General features: G+C 69.1%; 15 protein-coding genes and 1 tRNA gene. 3 read left to right on the forward strand and 13 right to left on the reverse strand.

Annotation, left to right across the window (positions count from 1 at the left end):
- Positions 1-16 precede the first annotated feature (16 nt).
- The 3 genes from AB0H78_RS03500 to AB0H78_RS03510 form a co-directional block, all read right to left on the reverse strand.
- Entirely contained in the window at positions 17-775 is a 759-nt protein-coding gene (locus AB0H78_RS03500; RefSeq protein ID WP_363232536.1) for a hypothetical protein, read from the reverse strand.
- A 263-nt stretch (positions 776-1,038) separates the two neighbouring features.
- Positions 1,039-2,307 carry an MFS transporter gene (locus AB0H78_RS03505; protein ID WP_363232538.1) on the reverse strand — a complete coding sequence of 423 codons (1,269 nt, stop codon included), beginning with the start codon at positions 2,305-2,307 and terminating at the stop codon, positions 1,039-1,041.
- 40 nt (positions 2,308-2,347) lie between these two features.
- Positions 2,348-3,025 (reverse strand): FadR/GntR family transcriptional regulator, encoded by a 678-nt coding sequence (locus AB0H78_RS03510; RefSeq protein WP_363232707.1) that lies wholly within the window; start codon positions 3,023-3,025, stop codon positions 2,348-2,350.
- A gap of 76 nt (positions 3,026-3,101) precedes the next feature.
- Here AB0H78_RS03510 and AB0H78_RS03515 point away from each other — a divergent pair, with 76 nt between their 5' ends.
- Together AB0H78_RS03515 and AB0H78_RS03520 are read left to right on the forward strand one after the other, a co-directional pair.
- Complete coding sequence (locus AB0H78_RS03515) at positions 3,102-3,857, forward strand: rhomboid-like protein (RefSeq protein WP_363232539.1); 756 nt, start codon at positions 3,102-3,104, stop codon at positions 3,855-3,857.
- An 83-nt stretch (positions 3,858-3,940) separates the two neighbouring features.
- Positions 3,941-4,028: transfer RNA gene (locus tag AB0H78_RS03520), tRNA-Ser, on the forward strand.
- A 17-nt stretch (positions 4,029-4,045) separates the two neighbouring features.
- Here AB0H78_RS03520 and AB0H78_RS03525 read toward each other — a convergent pair.
- The 10 genes from AB0H78_RS03525 to AB0H78_RS03570 all read right to left on the reverse strand — a co-directional run bounded on the left by AB0H78_RS03525 (position 4,046) and on the right by AB0H78_RS03570 (position 14,663).
- Positions 4,046-4,957 carry a serine hydrolase gene (locus tag AB0H78_RS03525; protein ID WP_363232540.1) on the reverse strand — a complete coding sequence of 304 codons (912 nt, stop codon included), beginning with the start codon at positions 4,955-4,957 and terminating at the stop codon, positions 4,046-4,048.
- A 79-nt stretch (positions 4,958-5,036) separates the two neighbouring features.
- Positions 5,037-5,852, reverse strand: a complete 816-nt coding sequence (locus AB0H78_RS03530) for an HAD family hydrolase (protein WP_363232541.1) — start codon at positions 5,850-5,852, stop codon at positions 5,037-5,039.
- A 27-nt stretch (positions 5,853-5,879) separates the two neighbouring features.
- Positions 5,880-7,151 carry a serine--tRNA ligase gene (gene serS / locus AB0H78_RS03535; RefSeq protein ID WP_363232542.1) on the reverse strand — a complete coding sequence of 424 codons (1,272 nt, stop codon included), beginning with the start codon at positions 7,149-7,151 and terminating at the stop codon, positions 5,880-5,882.
- A gap of 564 nt (positions 7,152-7,715) precedes the next feature.
- On the reverse strand, positions 7,716-8,651 hold the full coding sequence (pheA, locus tag AB0H78_RS03540) for a prephenate dehydratase (protein WP_363232543.1): 936 nt from the start codon (positions 8,649-8,651) through the stop codon (positions 7,716-7,718).
- Between the two features lie 27 nt (positions 8,652-8,678).
- The gene (gene efeB / locus AB0H78_RS03545; protein WP_363232544.1) at positions 8,679-9,911 is read right to left on the reverse strand and encodes an iron uptake transporter deferrochelatase/peroxidase subunit; all 1,233 of its coding nucleotides are present in this window, start codon (positions 9,909-9,911) and stop codon (positions 8,679-8,681) included.
- Positions 9,912-9,918: 7 nt separating this feature from the next.
- Entirely contained in the window at positions 9,919-11,805 is a 1,887-nt protein-coding gene (locus tag AB0H78_RS03550; RefSeq protein ID WP_363232545.1) for a copper resistance protein CopC, read from the reverse strand.
- Between the two features lie 15 nt (positions 11,806-11,820).
- Positions 11,821-12,276, reverse strand: coding sequence for a copper chaperone PCu(A)C (locus tag AB0H78_RS03555; RefSeq protein ID WP_363232546.1), 456 nt, complete (start codon positions 12,274-12,276; stop codon positions 11,821-11,823).
- Positions 12,273-12,935 carry an SCO family protein gene (locus tag AB0H78_RS03560; protein ID WP_363232547.1) on the reverse strand — a complete coding sequence of 221 codons (663 nt, stop codon included), beginning with the start codon at positions 12,933-12,935 and terminating at the stop codon, positions 12,273-12,275. Before AB0H78_RS03560 ends, AB0H78_RS03555 begins: the two co-directional genes overlap by 4 nt.
- Before the next feature lie 37 nt (positions 12,936-12,972).
- On the reverse strand, positions 12,973-13,698 hold the full coding sequence (locus AB0H78_RS03565; RefSeq protein WP_363232548.1) for a YcnI family protein: 726 nt from the start codon (positions 13,696-13,698) through the stop codon (positions 12,973-12,975).
- A 155-nt stretch (positions 13,699-13,853) separates the two neighbouring features.
- Positions 13,854-14,663, reverse strand: a complete 810-nt coding sequence (locus AB0H78_RS03570; protein WP_363232549.1) for a hypothetical protein — start codon at positions 14,661-14,663, stop codon at positions 13,854-13,856.
- Between the two features lie 226 nt (positions 14,664-14,889).
- Here AB0H78_RS03570 and AB0H78_RS03575 point away from each other — a divergent pair, with 226 nt between their 5' ends.
- Complete coding sequence (locus AB0H78_RS03575; RefSeq protein ID WP_363232550.1) at positions 14,890-15,366, forward strand: ATP-binding protein; 477 nt, start codon at positions 14,890-14,892, stop codon at positions 15,364-15,366.

The raw sequence follows: 15,366 nt of genomic DNA on the forward strand, positions 1-15,366 counted from the left end.
CCCACGGTCCTGCGCGTCAGCGCTTACGGCGCCTCTGGCGCGGTGCCTTGAGATGCAGGTGCCGCTTGATCTCGGCCATGTCCTCGCTGAGATCGGTGACCCGTACGCTCATGGCGCCAACGACCCGGTCGGTGGCGTCGAGCCGCCGGTCGATGCCGTCGAACCGCCGGTCCATCGAATCCAGCCGGTGGTCGATCGTCTCCAGCCGCTGGTCCATGTGCTCCAGACGCATAGACATCCGCTGGAGCACCGGCCCCAACTCCTGCAGCGCGGGCCCGACCTGGGCCATGGAGGCCTCCAGGTTGGTGACCCGCCGGTCGAGCCCGTCGAAACGGGGGTCGGTCATCTGGCCCTGGCGCAGTTCCTCGGTGTCGAGGAGATACGTGCGGACGTACTTGGCGACGTCGCTGTCACGCAGCAGCATGGCGACGTTGAGGATCGCTCTACGGGTGAAGAGGCGCTGATGACGCCGCCCCTGTGGATAACTCTCACCCGCACTCCCGGATGACGTGGCCGTTTTGGCCACGTCATGTCCGCGCAGTTCAGACCCGCTAATGGTGATCATTCCGTTGCTGGCGAGCTCGTCACGATGACGCTTGACGACACTATGCACAGCGTCCCTGTGGACAGCGAAGTACTGAGCCACACCCTCGGTGGTCACATGCAGCCCATCAGGCAGCAGCTGCAACGCCTTCACTTTTTCCAGGACGTCAACACGCCCCAGATGGTCCGCGCGCAGCGCACGCGATTCGAGCAGGGCGACTTCGGTTGGCATGGGAATGCCTCCCGTTCATGGTCAGTGGTGCATGACGATGGACGGCCCTCTCCCCGGGCTTCAGGGGTGGAGGTCGCTCATGTATTCCCACTGACTCAATGACCAGCCGCGTCGGGTCTTACGATCCCGTACCCGCACCGGCAAACCCCAGATTCACGAACTCTCGACGCCCCGGATCCCAGTTGCCTCCACGCAGGAGTGACAACGGTCGGACAGTCGTACAAGTTATGGGTACGTGCGAACGAGTTTTCCCCGTATGGGAGTCACACCTTCTGATCCCGAGCCGCCATAAGACCCACCCCCAGCGCCACCACGCACACCCCGACCACCAGCGACAACGGCACCGTCCAGCTTCCCGTCGCCTCGTACACCGCCCCCGCCGCGAACGGGCCGACCGCGGCCAGCAGGTATCCCACCGTCTGCGCCATCCCCGACAGCCGCGCCGCCGTCACCGCGTCCCCCGACCGCAGCACGATCAGCGTCAGCGCGAGCCCGACCGCGCCTCCCTGCCCGACCCCGAGCACGGCGGCCCACACCCACGCACCGGTGACCGGCGCGATGATCAGCCCCACATATCCCGCAGCCACCATCCCCGTCACCAGCACGATCAGCGGCCGCTGGCTCCGCATCCGGCCGGCCAGCACCGGCACCACGAAGGCCCCGGCCACCTGGATCAGGTTGTTGAAGGCGAAGACGACGCCCGCCGACGAACGGCTCATCCCGTGGTCGCTGAAGATCGTCGGCATCCAGGCGATCAGTACGTACGACCAAAGCGACTGCAGCCCCATGAAGAGCGTGACCTGCCAGGCCAGCGCGCTGCGCCACACGCTCTTCCCCGGCGGGACCACCGCAGTCCGCACCTCGTGTCCCGTACGCCCCCGCGCGATGAGCACCTGCGGCAGCCAGGCCACCGCCGCGACCACGGCCAGCAGCGACCAGAAGGCCAGCGACGCCTCCCAGCTGCCCCCGAAAGCCTTCTCCAGCGGTACGGAAGCAGCCGCGGCCACCGTCGCCCCGGCGATCATCGCGCCGGTGTACACGGACGTCATCGACGCCGCACGATCCGGGAAGTCCCGCTTGATCAGGCCCGGCATCAGCACGTTCAGCAGCGCGATGGCCGTCCCGATCAGCAGCGACCCCCCGTACAGCGCACCCACCGAAGGCAGCACGCGCACCAGGATCCCGCCGGCCAGCAGCAACAGCGCCCCGAAGAGCACCACTTCGCTCCCCAGCCGCCGCCCCAGCCACGGCGCCACCAGCGCACCGAGCCCGAGGAAGAGCACAGGCACCGACGTCAGCAGACTGTTCGCCGTCTGGGAGAGCCCGAACTGAGCCCCGACCTGCGTCACCAGCGGCGACATGCTCGCCAGCGCGGCCCGCATGTTGACCGAGGCCAGCACGATCCCGACCAGCAGCAGCACCGGATGAGCGATCAGCGCCCGCCGCGCCCGCGCGCCCTCCACGGAGGGCCTGACATCGGCCTCCGCATCGATGACCGCCAGCCGACCAGGACCAGAATCCGGGCGTGACAAAACAAACACCTCTCTCAACTCATGCGTTACGTAAGGAAAGTCAGCGAGCGTCGAGCAGCGCACTCACCGCATCGATCGGCTCCTGCAGCAGCGTCCGCGCCACCCGCTCGGCCCCGTCCGGATCCCCGGCCTCGATCGCGTCGACCAGCGCCCGGTGCGTCTCCAGGTCGATCGGCGGCATCTCCCGGTCCCCGAGCGCCTCGATCAGCACCTCGTGCACCTGCGTGGAGAAGAAGCGGTACACCTCCACGAAGGCCGCGTTGTGTGTGGCGTCCACCACCGCCCGGTGGAAGACGAGGTCCGCGTCGGCCGCCCGGTCCCCCTCCCCCCGAAGCACCCGCAGCGCTTCGCGCAACCGCTCCAGGTCCGCCGCGTCGCGCCGTACCGCCGCCAGCCGCGCGGCCTCGGCCTCCAGCGCGACCCTCAGCTCCAGTACGTCCAGGGCCCCCGCATGCCGCATCGTCCGCAGCACCGCGGCCGGATCGGCAGTCGACCGTACGAAGGTCCCGTTGCCCTGCAGCGACTCGAGCAGCCCCGCATGCACCAGCACCCGCACCGCCTCGCGCACCGTGTTGCGCCCGACGCCCAGCTGCTCGGCCAGCTCGTGCTCGGTCGGAATCCGGTCCCCGACCGCCCACTCGCCCTCGGCCAGCTGAGTCCGCAGCTGCTCGACCACGGTGTCCACGAGGGACTGTCGTCCCGCCGCCTGCAGCGCCATCACGCCAGTCTCCATTCACCCGGTTGCCCAATCATCCTACAACTTGCCGCGCACCCCCATGCGCCAAGATGGGACCGTGACGCCGCCACCCGGGCAGCCAGAGCCCTCCCGCCCCCTCAGAAGCTGGATCCGCTCCACGCCCGGCACACACATCTGGCTGCTGGTCATCGTGATCACCAGCGCCGTCATCGCACTCTCCACCGAGGGCCTGGAACGCTTCCTCCTGGAGCGCAACAGCAGCAACATCGTGGAGCTCTCGGCCCACCCCGTGCAGTCCCTGTTCCTGAGCGCCTTCTGGATCGAGAACCCTTCCTCGGTCCTTCTCTACATCGTGCTCTTCGAGACCTTCCACGCCCCTGTGGAGCGCTGGCTCGGCACCCTGCGCTGGCTCTTCGTCGTGGCGGTCGCGCACATCGCCGCCACCCTCATCAGCCAGAAGATCGTCCTGATGAGCATCGAGAACCACGAGGTGCCGCACCGGATGGCCCACGTCGTGGACATCGGCGTCAGCTACGGCCTCGCCGCCTCGATCGGCATCCTCACGTACCGCGTGCACGGCCACTGGCGCTGGCTCTACCTCGCCGGCACGCTCGCCTTCTTCGGCATCCCGCTGGTCACCGGCGGCACCTTCACGGACCTCGGCCACGCGGCCGCGCTCGCCATCGGGCTTGTCTGCTGGCCGCTCACGAAAAAGGAGTGGCGCCCAACACCCGGGCAGAGCACAGTGGTTGAGCACACACCGGACCGGGAGAGGAGCGAGACGATGACCGACGACGACAGTCAGAGTCCGTCGAGCTCCCAGCAGGGCGGGACGGGGCAGGCACCGGGGTAGCGCCACCTCACACTCCGCGAGCCGCCCACGGACGAACCGCCCGGGCGGCTTTCTCGTGCGCATCGCGCACGGGCCGCCCTCCCGGAGGATTGGCCGAGTGGAAAGGCACGGGCTTGCTAAGCCCTGGTCGGGGCCGAAAACCCCGCGCGCGTTCGATCCGCGCATCCTCCGCCCACGCACTCACGCACCTACGTCGACGCGACCGCGTCCCCCGCCGCCTCCGCGACGGTCTCCACGAGCCCGATCCCCGCGCTCTCCGTCGACGCCCCGCCCGACGTGACCGCGATCAGCACCGAGTCCCCGTCCACGGTGACCTCGCCGACCGAGTTGATGTCCCACAGCTCCGTGGCCGACCGCTGCAGCCACCCGTTCTTCAGCTCCGCCGACGTCCCGCTGTCCGCGGCCGCCGAGACACCCCACTGCTGGTCGGCCTCGACGTTCCCCATCAGTTCCTGGATGTACGCCTGCGAGTCCGCACTCAGCGCCGAGCCGTCGTCCCCGTACACCACCTGCAGCAGCTTCAGCTGATCGTCGGCGGTCGTCTGCGTCAGACCCCAGTCCCCGTCGGTGCCGGCGACCGTGTCCGCAAGACCGAAGGTCCGGTTCGCGGCGTCCAGACCGGACGCCCCGCCTATCTGGCCCCAGAGGGTGTTCGTCGCGTCGTTGTCGCTGTTTTCGATCATCGAGGTCGCCAGCGTCTGCTGCTCCGCGGTGAGCGTGGTCCCGCTGTCCTGGGCCTGCAGCAGCAGCGTCGCCAGAATGTCGACCTTGACGATGCTCGCGGTGTCGTACGTATCGGCACTGTCGCCGCTCGTGTACGAAGCCGTCGCACCGGAGTCGAGATTCAGCGCGGCCACCTGATAGCTGCCCTCCGCCTTCACCGCGTTCAGCGCGCGCGTCAGCGTGGCGTCGGGGGAGGCGGCAGCGGTGGCCGAAGGCGTGTCGCTGACCTTGGCGACCGGCGCCGCATCGTGGCCCGGGTCCGTGCCCGAGTGCGCGCCCACAGCCGTCAGCGCTCCGGCTGTCGCCAGACCAGCGACCGCGGTCACTGCGACGTATCGCAGGCGGCGGCGCTTTTTCCTTCCGAGGTCGTCATCCATGCTTTCGACGCTAAAACGACCACGTCGACAGAACCCTATGGATTGTCTGTGAGACGAATGAGAAAGGAGTTTGTGCAGGTCAGACGCTTGTGAGCATTCTCTCCAGCACCACGGCGATCCCGTCGTCGTCGTGCGACGTGGTGATCTCGTCCGCCACGGCCTTCAGCGACGCGTGCGCATTGGCCATCGCGACCCCGTACGCCGCCCACCCGAACATCGGGATGTCGTTCGGCATGTCCCCGAACGCGATGGTCTCCGCCGGCGTGACCTTCAGCCGCCGCGCGGCCAGCGAGAGCCCGGTCGCCTTGGACAGCCCCAGCGGCAGCAGTTCCACGACTCCGGCGCCCGCCATGACGACGTCCACCAGACCCCCGGCCGACTCCTGCGCGACCTGCGCCAGCGCGTCGTCGCTCAGCCCCGGGTGCTGGACGTACACCTTGTTCAGTGGCGCCGCCCACAGCTCGGCCAGATCGTCGAAGGGGACCACGGGAAGCGGCCCCTCCTGTACGACGTATCCCGGCCCGACCAGCACGTCCCCGTCGATCCCGTCCCGGCTGGCGGCCAGCGCCAGCGGTCCGACCTCGGCCTCGATCTTGGCCAGCGCGATCCCGGCCAGCTGGCGGTCCAGGGTGACGGAGGTCAGCAGCCGGTGCTCGCCGGCGTGGTAGACCTGCGCGCCCTGCCCGCAGACCGCGAGCCCCTCGTAACCGAGGTCGTCCAGGATGTGCCGGGTCCATGCGACGGACCGCCCGGTGACGACGATGTGCGCCGCACCCGCCGCTGTCACAGCGGCGAGTGCGTCACGCGTACGGGCCGAGACCGTGTCGTCGGACCGCAGCAGCGTCCCGTCGAGGTCGGTGGCGATGAGCTTGTACGGGAGGGGCGAAGTACTCACGTGGTGCGGAGCTCCAGACTGGCGGACTTACTTGGGTTCAAGAACGGATCGTCCCCCGAGGTACGGCCTGAGGACCTCAGGCACGCGCACCGAACCGTCGGCCTGCTGGTGGTTCTCCAGGATGGCCACGATCGTCCGCGGCACCGCGCAGAGCGTGCCGTTGAGCGTCGAGAGCGGCTGGACCTTCTTGTCCTCGCGCATACGGACCGAGAGCCGCCGCGCCTGGAACCCGTCGCAGTTCGACGCCGAGGTCAGCTCGCGGTACTTGCCCTGCGTGGGGATCCACGCCTCGCAGTCGAACTTGCGCGAGGCCGAGGAGCCGAGGTCGCCGGTGGCCACGTCGATCACCTGGAAGGGCAGCTCAAGGGCGGTCAGCCACTGCTTCTCCCAGTCGAGGAGCCGCTGGTGCTCGGCCTGGGCCTCGTCCGGGTGGACGTAGGAGAACATCTCGACCTTGTCGAACTGGTGCACCCGGAAGATGCCCCGGGTGTCCTTTCCGTACGTACCGGCCTCGCGGCGGAAGCACGGCGAGAAGCCCGCGTACCGCAGCGGCAGCTTGTCCGCGTCGATGATCTCGTCCATGTGGTACGCGGCGAGGGGCACCTCGGACGTACCGACGAGGTAGTAGTCGTCCTTCTCCAGGTGGTAGACGTTCTCGGCGGCCTGGCCGAGGAAGCCCGTCCCCTCCATGGCGCGCGGGCGCACCAGGGCCGGCGTGAGCATCGGGATGAACCCGGCTTCCGTCGCCTGCGCGATCGACGCGTTGACCAGCGCGAGCTCCAGCAGAGCACCGACACCCGTCAGGTAGTAGAAGCGCGAGCCGGAGACCTTCGCGCCGCGCTCGACGTCGATGGCGCCCAGCGCCTCGCCGAGCTCCAGGTGGTCCTTGGGCGCGAAGCCTTCGCTCTCGAAGTCGCGGATCGTGCCGTGCGTCTCGAGGACGACGAAGTCCTCCTCGCCGCCGACCGGAACATCGGTGTGGACGATGTTGCCGAGCTGCAGCAGCAGACGCTTGGTCTCCTCGTCCGCCTCGTTCTGCTCGGCGTCCGCGGCCTTGACGGCGGCGGCGAGCTGGCCGGTCTTCTTCAGAAGCTCGGCCTTCTCCTCCCCCTGGGCCTTGGGGATGAGCTTGCCGAGCGACTTCTGCTCGGAGCGGAGTTCGTCGAAGCGGAGTCCGGAGGACCTGCGCCGCTCGTCGGCGGAGAGCAGGGCGTCGACGAGCGCGACGTCCTCTCCACGGGCGCGCTGGGAGGCGCGAACACGGTCGGGGTCCTCACGGAGCAGGCGAAGGTCAATCACCCCACCAGGCTACCGGTGCGGGGTTGCGCCCCTCGACTCGATATTGCCTTGCGTGTCACTTTGTCCGAATTGAGGCAATATCTCCGAAATGGGAGAACGTAAGGGTGGAGTTTCCCGGTATTCCGTCAATAAAGCCGGTCCCATTCCCCGGAACGGGTCACGGCGACGCCGTTCGGTTGACCCACACCCCTTGCGGCAGACGGAAGTTGGGTGCGGTTCGTCCACAGGAATCCACAGCCGGAAAAAGTTATCCACAGGCTGTGCGGGAGATCTGTGGATGACGGAATAGATCATTCCGAAAGCCGCATGCAGGGCGAAGGATTCCCCGGTCAAACCCCCTTCACACGCTCTTTCGAGTGGGAATTGCTCGCTCTAAAGAGTTGATCGATGGAATTGGGGTGACACGGCCCAACCCACCCCCCTGTGGACGGAAGTGTCGTCACTAGGGCGATTTGTCGACCGTCCCACCCAATCCTGTCGACTTGTCCCCAGGTCGAGACGGCGACCTGTGGATAACTTCTGTGGACAGTGCAAATCTGCAGGTAGGAAGAGCGGAAAGGCCGCTCAGGCCCGCCCGTCCTGGCTCCTCGCCAGCCAGTCGGCAGCCGCCATGAACGCGGTGTCGGATGTCCCCGGCAGCGTTTCCCGTACGTCGCCGGGCGCGACCCCCGCCCGCGGATAGGACCCGAGGAACCGCACCTGTGGGCAGATCCGCTTGAGCCCCATCAGTGCCTCACCGACCCGCCGGTCCGCGATATGGCCCTCGGCGTCGATGGCGAAGCAGTAATTGCCGATACCGGCCCCCGTCGGCCGTGACTGCAGCACCATCAGGTTGACCCCGCGGATCGCGAACTCCTGCAGAAGCTCCATCAGCGCACCCGGGTGGTCCTCGCGCTGCCAGACCACCACCGAGGTCTTGTCGGCCCCGGTCGGCGACGAGGGCCGCGCCGGCCGCCCGACCAGGACGAACCGGGTCTCGGCGTTCGCCGCGTCGTGGATCTCGGTGACCAGCGGCACCAGGCCGTACGTCGCCGCCGCGAACTCGCCCGCGAAAGCGGCGTCGTACCGGCCCTCCTGCACGAGCCGTGCGCCGTCCGCGTTCGACGCGGCCGACTCCCACACCGCCTCGGGCAGATTGGCCCGCAGCCAGTTCCGCACCTGCGGCTGGGCGACCGGGTGCCCGGTCACCGTCTTCACGTCGCTGAGCTGCGTCCCCGGGCGCACCAGGAGCGCGAAGGCGATCGGCAGCAGCACCTCGCGGTAGATCATCAGCGGCTCGCCGCCCGAGAGTTCGTCGAGGGTCGCGGTGACGCCGCCCTCCACGGAGTTCTCGATCGGTACGAGCGCCGCCGCCGCCTCCCCGGTCCGCACCGCGTCCAGCGCGGCCGGCACCGACACCATCGGGACCAGCTCCCGGGTCGCCGCCTCGGGGAGCGTGCGCAGTGCCGCCTCGGTGAAAGTGCCTTCGGGACCCAGATAGGTGAAGCGCGTGGCTGACATACGGTCACCTTAATAGGCCGTAAGTGGTCAGGCTTCCAGAAGCCGTTGCCCCACGTACTCCCCGGCCTTCGGCCCTCCCGGTACGGCGAAAAGCCCGCTCGACTCGTGTCGGATGAAAGCCGACAGCGCATCGCCCCGGTCGAGCTTGCGCTGCACCGGCACGAAGCCCTTCAGCGGATCGGCCTGCCAGCAGACGAAGAGCAGTCCGGCGTCCGGCGTCCCGTCCGCCGAGATGCCGTCGTGGTACGAGAAGGGCCGGCGCAGCAGCGCGGCCCCGCCGTTCTGCTCCGGCGCCGAGATCCGTGCGTGGGCGTCGGCGGGGACCAGCTGTTTGCCGTCCGCGCCGAGCTTGTCCAGGTCCATCTCGGTCGTCTCCGTACCACCCGAAAGAGGGGCGCCGTCCTTCTTGCGCCGACCGATGACCTGCTCCTGCCGGTGCAGGGAGAGCTGCTCCCAGCTGTCGAGGAGCATGCGGATCCGGCGTACGACGGCGTACGAACCGCCCGCCATCCAGGCCGGCTGCCCCGACCCCGAAGCGGGCACGAAGATCCGCTCGTCGAAGTCCTTGTCCGACTCCTTGGGATTGCCCGTCCCGTCGATCTGCCCCATCAGATTCCGCGCGGTCATCGGAGACGCGGTGGCGCCCGGCGCGCGGTTGAAGCCGTTCATCTGCCAGCGCACCCGGGCCGCCGAACCGGCGTCCTTCTGCAGCTGGCGCAGCGCGTGGAAGGCGACGAGCGCGTCATCGGCGCCGATCTGCACCCAGAGGTCGCCGCCCGAGCGCTTCGCGTCCAGGCGGTCGCCGGAGAAGTCGGGCAGCGGGTCCAACTGGGAGGGGCGCTGCGCGGTCAGCTGCGTACGGTCGAAGAAGGAGTGCCCGAAGCCGAAGGTGACGCTCAGCGAGGAGGGGCCCGCGTCCAGCGCGATGTCGGTGTCCGCGTCGCCGACCGGCTCGCCGGCCATCATCTTCGCCGCGCTCGCCGACCACCGGCGCAGCAGCGCCGCGGCCTGCGTGCGCCCCGCGCCCGGTGCCAGGTCGAAGGCGACGAGGTGTCCGGTGGACTGGGCGGGCGTGGTGATGCCCGCCTGGTGGGCGCCGCCCGTGAAGGCGACGCCCGTCGACCCCAGGGAGGTCAGCGCGGCCGGCGGGTCGGACTCGGCGGCAGCCACGATTCCGGACGCTGTCGCGCCGATGACAAGCCCGCCCGCGCCCACCGCGCCCGCGGTCCCGAGGAGACGCCTCCTGGAGATGTCGCTCATGCTCTGCTCAGCCGATCTTCACGTTCTTGGACACCGTCGTCTGATCGATGTCGGAGGTCCGCACGGTCACGTCGATCTGCCACTCGCCGGCCATCGGGATCTGGACGCCGTCGGCGCTCCAGTGCCCGGCGGCCAGATGGTCGGGCACGACAGGAAGCGGGCCGACGGACTTGGCCTTCAGGGTGAAGGCGATCTTGATCTCGGGGATGTCGTACGGCTTCCCGTCGGGGCCGTCGACGAAGACGTGCAGCGAGTTGGAGCCGGTGCGCCCCGGATCGAGGTCGAGCCTGACCGTCCCCTTCCCCTTCACCCCGCCGGTGTCGAAGGGCATCGAGACATTGGTCGGGGAAGCGGCGGCGGCCGATGCGGAGGTGGCCCTTCCGGCCTCCTCCTCGGTGCGCCCCGGTTCGGTGGTCGTCAGTACGGTCGTCACGGCCAGCAGCACCACGGCGACCGCGGCCTCCGCCAGGACCGACTTGCGCAGTCCGGTGCGCTGCGGATCCGCGTCCCGCACCTTCTTCTCGCGTACGGCCGTCCGCGCCGCCTGCTGGCGCGCCAACTGGGCGGCCCGCTCGGGGTTTTCGGGTACGGTCACCGGCTCGGAGGCGGCTGCCTCCGGAGCCGCGGTGGTCTCGGAGAGCTGCGCGGTCCACCGCCGGGAGATCCAGGCGACCGAGATCAGTACGGCGACGAGCCCGACCTTGATCATCAGCAGCTGCCCGTACCAGGTGCCGGTCAGCGCGGACCAGGAGCCGACCTGCCGCCAGGACTGGTAGATCCCGGTCGCGGCCAGCGTCGCCACACTCCCGAACGCCACCCGCGAGAACCGCCGTACGGCAGCCCGCTCGATGTGCGGTGCCCGGAAGAGCGAGACGAGCAGAGCCGTGAGCCCGCCCAGCCAGAGCGCGACGGCCAGCAGATGCAGCACATCCACCGGCATGGCGATCCCCGGCTGGATCCCGGTCGACGCGTGCTCGGCGAAGGCCCAGGTGGCGGCGATCCCGGCGGCCACGACCGATCCGCCGATGGCGAGGCCGAAGGTGAGGTCTTTCTTCTCCTGCCCCTCCTCGCGCTTCGCGTACGCCCCGAAGAGCACCGCGACGAAGAGCGCGGACGCCCCGAGCAGCATCAGCCGCGAGACGAGCGCTGCGCCCGCCTTGGTCTCCAGTACGCCCTTGAGCGCGGTCAGATCGAAGAGACCGGACAGCTCGCTCTGACCGGTGTACGAGGCCCGGAGCAGCAGCAGCGCCAGGGTCGCCGCGGTCAGCGTCAGCCAGCCGCGCACCACCAGCTTCTGCAGCGGCCGGGCTCCCGCGCCCGCCGGCCAGCAGGCCAGGACGAAGGCGGCGCCGCCGACCATGACGATGAATCCGCCGTACGCGGCATAGCGCGCGGTGCCGTAGAGGAACCCGGCGAGCCCGCCGCCGACCTCCTGCCCGTCGACCGAGACGCTGGTCTTGGAGGGGGCGCCGATGGAGAAGGTGAAGGCGCCCGACACGGGGTGGCTGTCGGCGGAGATCGCCTGCCAGGCGACGGTGTAGGTGCCGTCCGGCAGCCCGGCGTGCAGATCGACTCCGTAGGTCACCGTCGAACCGCTGGAGAGGTTACGGAGCTTGGCGGTGTCGGCGCGCTTGCCCGTCGGATCGAGGACGCGGATGGACTTGGAGTCCATCGCGACCTCCTCGGAGAAGGTGAGCGAGACGGTCTTGGGAGCGGTGGCGACCACCTCCCCGTCTTTCGGATCGGACCCGGTCAGCGCCGCGTGCGCGGACGCGGGGGCGGCCGCGGCGAAGAGCGCGCCGAGGACCGCCGCCACGACGAGCAGCAGACGGGCAACGGGGGACCCGATGCGAGGGTGTCGGAGGGAAGAGAGGGAAGAGGTGGTCGCCTTCATGGTGTGGTCAGCCCCTCAGCTGTTCTTCGGGTTGTACGTGGTCTCCTTCACGGGAAGCTCGACCTTGATCGGGTCGGTCTTCTCGAAATGCAGCTCCACGGCCACCTTCTCGCCGAGCTCGGGCCGCGTCTTGAGTCCCATGAACATGAGGTGGTTACCGCCGCGCTCCAGGTCCAGTTCGCCCTTGGCCGGGACCGGGAGCGAGGAGACCTGCTCCATCTTCTGGTCCTTGGTGACATGCATGGTGATGTCGCCGGAGAGCGTGCTGGTGACGGAGGTGAGCTTGTCGGCCGTATCGCCGCTGTTCTTCACGATGACGTAGCCGGCCGCCATCTCGCCGTCGCCGACGGGCTGCGGCATATAGGCACCGCTGACCTTCAGCTCGGGCCCGGAACCGCTCGAATCCGAACAGCCCGCCAGCGCCAGCCCCGTGACGGCGGCTATCGCGAGGGCGGTGGCACCGCGCCTCACGGGTTCTCCCCCTTGATGATCTTGGGGAGATCCTTGGTGTAGTCCTCGACCGAGGCGTCGTCGCCGTACAGCAGATAACCCTTGTCGGTCTTCGGCGAGAACGCGATGACCTGGGCGCCGTGCATCGAGACGACCGTGCCGTCCTTCTCCTTCTTCGGCGGGTCGATCCCGATGCCGATCTGGCGGGCGCCCGCCTGGATGGTGGAGAAGTCACCGGTCAGCCCGGTGAAGGACGGGTCCATCGACTTGAGCCAGGTGCCCAGAGCGGCAGGAGTGTCCCGCTCGGGGTCGGTGGTGACGAAGACGACGTCGACCTTGTCCTGATCGGCCTTGGGCAGTGCCTTCTTGGCGACGGCGAGATTGCCCATGGTGAGCGGGCAGATGTCGGGGCAGTGCGTGTAGCCGAAGTAGATCAGCACCGCCTTGCCCTTGGTCTGCTTCAGCAGGTCGTACTTCTTGCCGTGGGTGTCCTTGAGGACCAGGTCCGGCTTGGTGAAGGGCGTGTCGAGTACGGTCGCGGCCTTCGTCTTCGCCTCGGCGGAGACATCGGTGACGGGCGGGCTCTGGTCGGAGCCTCCGTCGGAGGAGGAGCAGGCGGCGAGCGAGAGGGCGGCCGCCACCGCGAGGGCGGCGGCCGCGAGGGTCTTCTTCTTGCGCATGGAGTGGAACGTCCCAGTTGAGGTGGGTGTGTGGGGGTCAGGCGTTGGAGCGGCGGCGTCCGGCGAGGACACCGAAGGCGACACCGGCGACACCGATGACGATCCCGGCGATGCCGAGTACGCGCGCGGTGTTGTCACTGCTGCTCTTGCTGCCCGCCGCGGTCGACGTGGTGGCGGTGGCCGCGGGCTTGTCGTCGTGCGATGCGGCCGCCGCGCCGTGCTCGTCGTCCTCGGCGGCGGTCAGGGCCAGGGTGGGCGCCGGGTTCTCGGGCTCTTCCGCGCCCTTCTTCTGCTCCTCGATCCAGCGGACGACCTCCTTGTTGGAGTACGTCTGGATGGCCTTGAAGACCAGCTGGTCGGTGTCGGTGGGCAGCGCGCCGATGGAGAGCGGGAACTGCTGGAACTGCCCCGGGGCGATCTTCCCGCCGGTCCAGGTGACCTTGGAGACGGCCTCGTTGATCTGCTTGCCGTGCACGGTCAGCGGCTTGGCGAGCTTGGACTTGGTGACCGTCGCGGTCCAGCCCGGGACCGGCTGCGGCATCACGGACGCGAGCGGGTGGTCCATGGGGAAGTTGACCTCGAGCTGCGTGGTGGAGGCGTTGTCGCGCTCGTTGGGCACCTTGAAGTTGACGGTGGCGTAGCCGCCCTTGGCCGCCGCACCCTGCGGCTGGACGCTGACGTGCGCGAAGGCGGGCGCGGTGGCGAGCAGAACGGTGGCCGCGGCAACGGATCCGGCGACGGCGAAACGGCGTACGGAATTCATGACAGAACACTCCACTGAGAGCAGGAATGAAGCAGGAGCGGGCAGCACGGCACCGCTCCCCTTCTGGACGCCGTCCTCGCACTGCTTCGCAGGCTTCGGGAGGCTGAGCCGGACTCCGTCCGGCTGCTCTGTCTTTCCGTGTGGGGGGTGCCGTGTCAGGCGGCGAGGTCGTACGCGACCGAGGGCGGCCCGCGCCGGGTCACCGTGTGCTGCAGCGCCTGCTCGGCCAGTGGGCGAGGGGCAGGAAGGTGTACGAGTCCGGTGCGCGGCCCCGGCAGCGGCGCCGCCTCGTCGAGCCCGGCCCGCAGGGCGTGCGCCAGCGCAAGCGCGGCGCGCAGGTGCCGTACGAGCGCCCCCTCTGCGACCCCTTGCATTGAGAGGCGGGCGAGCCGGAAGAGTGCGACCTCCCCGCGCCGCAGCAGCCAGCCGCAGAGGAGGGCGGCGAGCAGGTGGCCGAGGAGCATGGGCACGGTGGGCAGCAGCCCCATCGCGGACGGCTGCGGCCGGCTCGTGCCCGCCATCGACATGTGCGCCATGTGCGAGGGATTGACCCCCGCTGCCTCCAGGAGCCGCTGCGCCTGTGCGGCGGTCAGCGGCCTGGTGCCCTCCCCGCAGAGGAACTTGCCCGCGAGCGAGGTCAGCGAGGGAGACCCGGAGTCGGACATTTTCATCGTGGACGCCGACGCCATGGAGTGCTGTCCGAGCCCGAACAGCGTGTGCAGCGCCAGCTGTCCACTCGCGAGTACTGCAGCGATACCAGGAAGAGTGCGCTCGCGTCCGGCAAGCGGAGCCACGATGGCGAACATGCCCGCGAAACCGGCTGCCAGGGTCCACCACGGCACGGTCGCGTCGGCCGCCAGCACGTGTCCGCACGCGGACAGCACGGTGCAGACCGCGGCGAACACCGCAGCCCTCAGCAGCCGGAGGCCGGTTCCGGCGCGCGGGCCGGGTGGGGAGGCAGACATGGCCGGGCCATCATCGCACTGGACTTGGGGGCCCCATACGGCAGGTCCGGAAGGTCACCATCCGTCCCCTGTGGGGCCTCTGGGGACCGTGCCGCGACTGCTCTACCCCGGCGCACGGGGTGCGCACATCCGCCGTATGGGCGCTCTCACGTCAACTGGGCGCTTACGGGGCCCTGATAGCGGCAATAGGTAACCGTATGTCGAGCCGCAGCCAGGAGGCTGGAGCATGAGCATCTGGTGGTCACTCCACTTGCGGCGCGAAGCCGCGAGCGTCCCGCTCGCCCGTCGCCTTCTGCTCGGCACCATGGAGACCGCGGGGGTCGACCCCGACATCTCCTTCGACCTGTCCCTCGCGCTCAGCGAGGCCTGTGCGAACGCAGTGGAACACGGCGGGTACGGAGAAGATTCGGGGCCGTCCTCGGCGGCGTACCGCGTGACCGCGTATCTGGACGGCGAAAGGTGCCGTATCGAGGTCACCGACTCGGGGCCGGGCTTTCCCGCACGACGCAGGCGTCGCACCGCAGCAGTTGCACAACTGGAAACAGCCAACGAACACGAGCACGAGAACGGCAGAGGACTCGGCCTGATCCAGGAGCTCTGCGACCACGCGGACTTCCGCAACAGGCCGGGCAGCCGGGGCGCGATGGTGCGCTTCTCCAAGGTCCTGAAATGGCGCGAGGACGCGCTGCTCAACGCCGCCTGA

The organism is Streptomyces sp. NPDC050738 (assembly GCF_040654175.1).
In the GTDB taxonomy this organism is placed as follows: domain Bacteria; phylum Actinomycetota; class Actinomycetes; order Streptomycetales; family Streptomycetaceae; genus Streptomyces.

Bases quoted from the DNA above. Each gene is read 5' to 3' on its own strand.
- AB0H78_RS03570 (WP_363232549.1), bottom strand. From the start codon at position 14,663: ATGTCTGCCTCCCCACCCGGCCCGCGCGCCGGAACCGGCCTCCGGCTG.
- pheA (WP_363232543.1), bottom strand. From the start codon at position 8,651: ATGTCAGCCACGCGCTTCACCTATCTGGGTCCCGAAGGCACTTTCACC.
- AB0H78_RS03550 (WP_363232545.1), bottom strand. From the start codon at position 11,805: ATGAAGGCGACCACCTCTTCCCTCTCTTCCCTCCGACACCCTCGCATC.
- AB0H78_RS03500 (WP_363232536.1), bottom strand. From the start codon at position 775: ATGCCAACCGAAGTCGCCCTGCTCGAATCGCGTGCGCTGCGCGCGGAC.
- AB0H78_RS03560 (WP_363232547.1), bottom strand. From the start codon at position 12,935: ATGCGCAAGAAGAAGACCCTCGCGGCCGCCGCCCTCGCGGTGGCGGCC.
- efeB (WP_363232544.1), bottom strand. From the start codon at position 9,911: ATGAGCGACATCTCCAGGAGGCGTCTCCTCGGGACCGCGGGCGCGGTG.
- AB0H78_RS03510 (WP_363232707.1), bottom strand. From the start codon at position 3,025: ATGGCGCTGCAGGCGGCGGGACGACAGTCCCTCGTGGACACCGTGGTC.
- AB0H78_RS03525 (WP_363232540.1), bottom strand. From the start codon at position 4,957: ATGGATGACGACCTCGGAAGGAAAAAGCGCCGCCGCCTGCGATACGTC.
- AB0H78_RS03575 (WP_363232550.1), top strand. From the start codon at position 14,890: ATGAGCATCTGGTGGTCACTCCACTTGCGGCGCGAAGCCGCGAGCGTC.
- AB0H78_RS03565 (WP_363232548.1), bottom strand. From the start codon at position 13,698: ATGAATTCCGTACGCCGTTTCGCCGTCGCCGGATCCGTTGCCGCGGCC.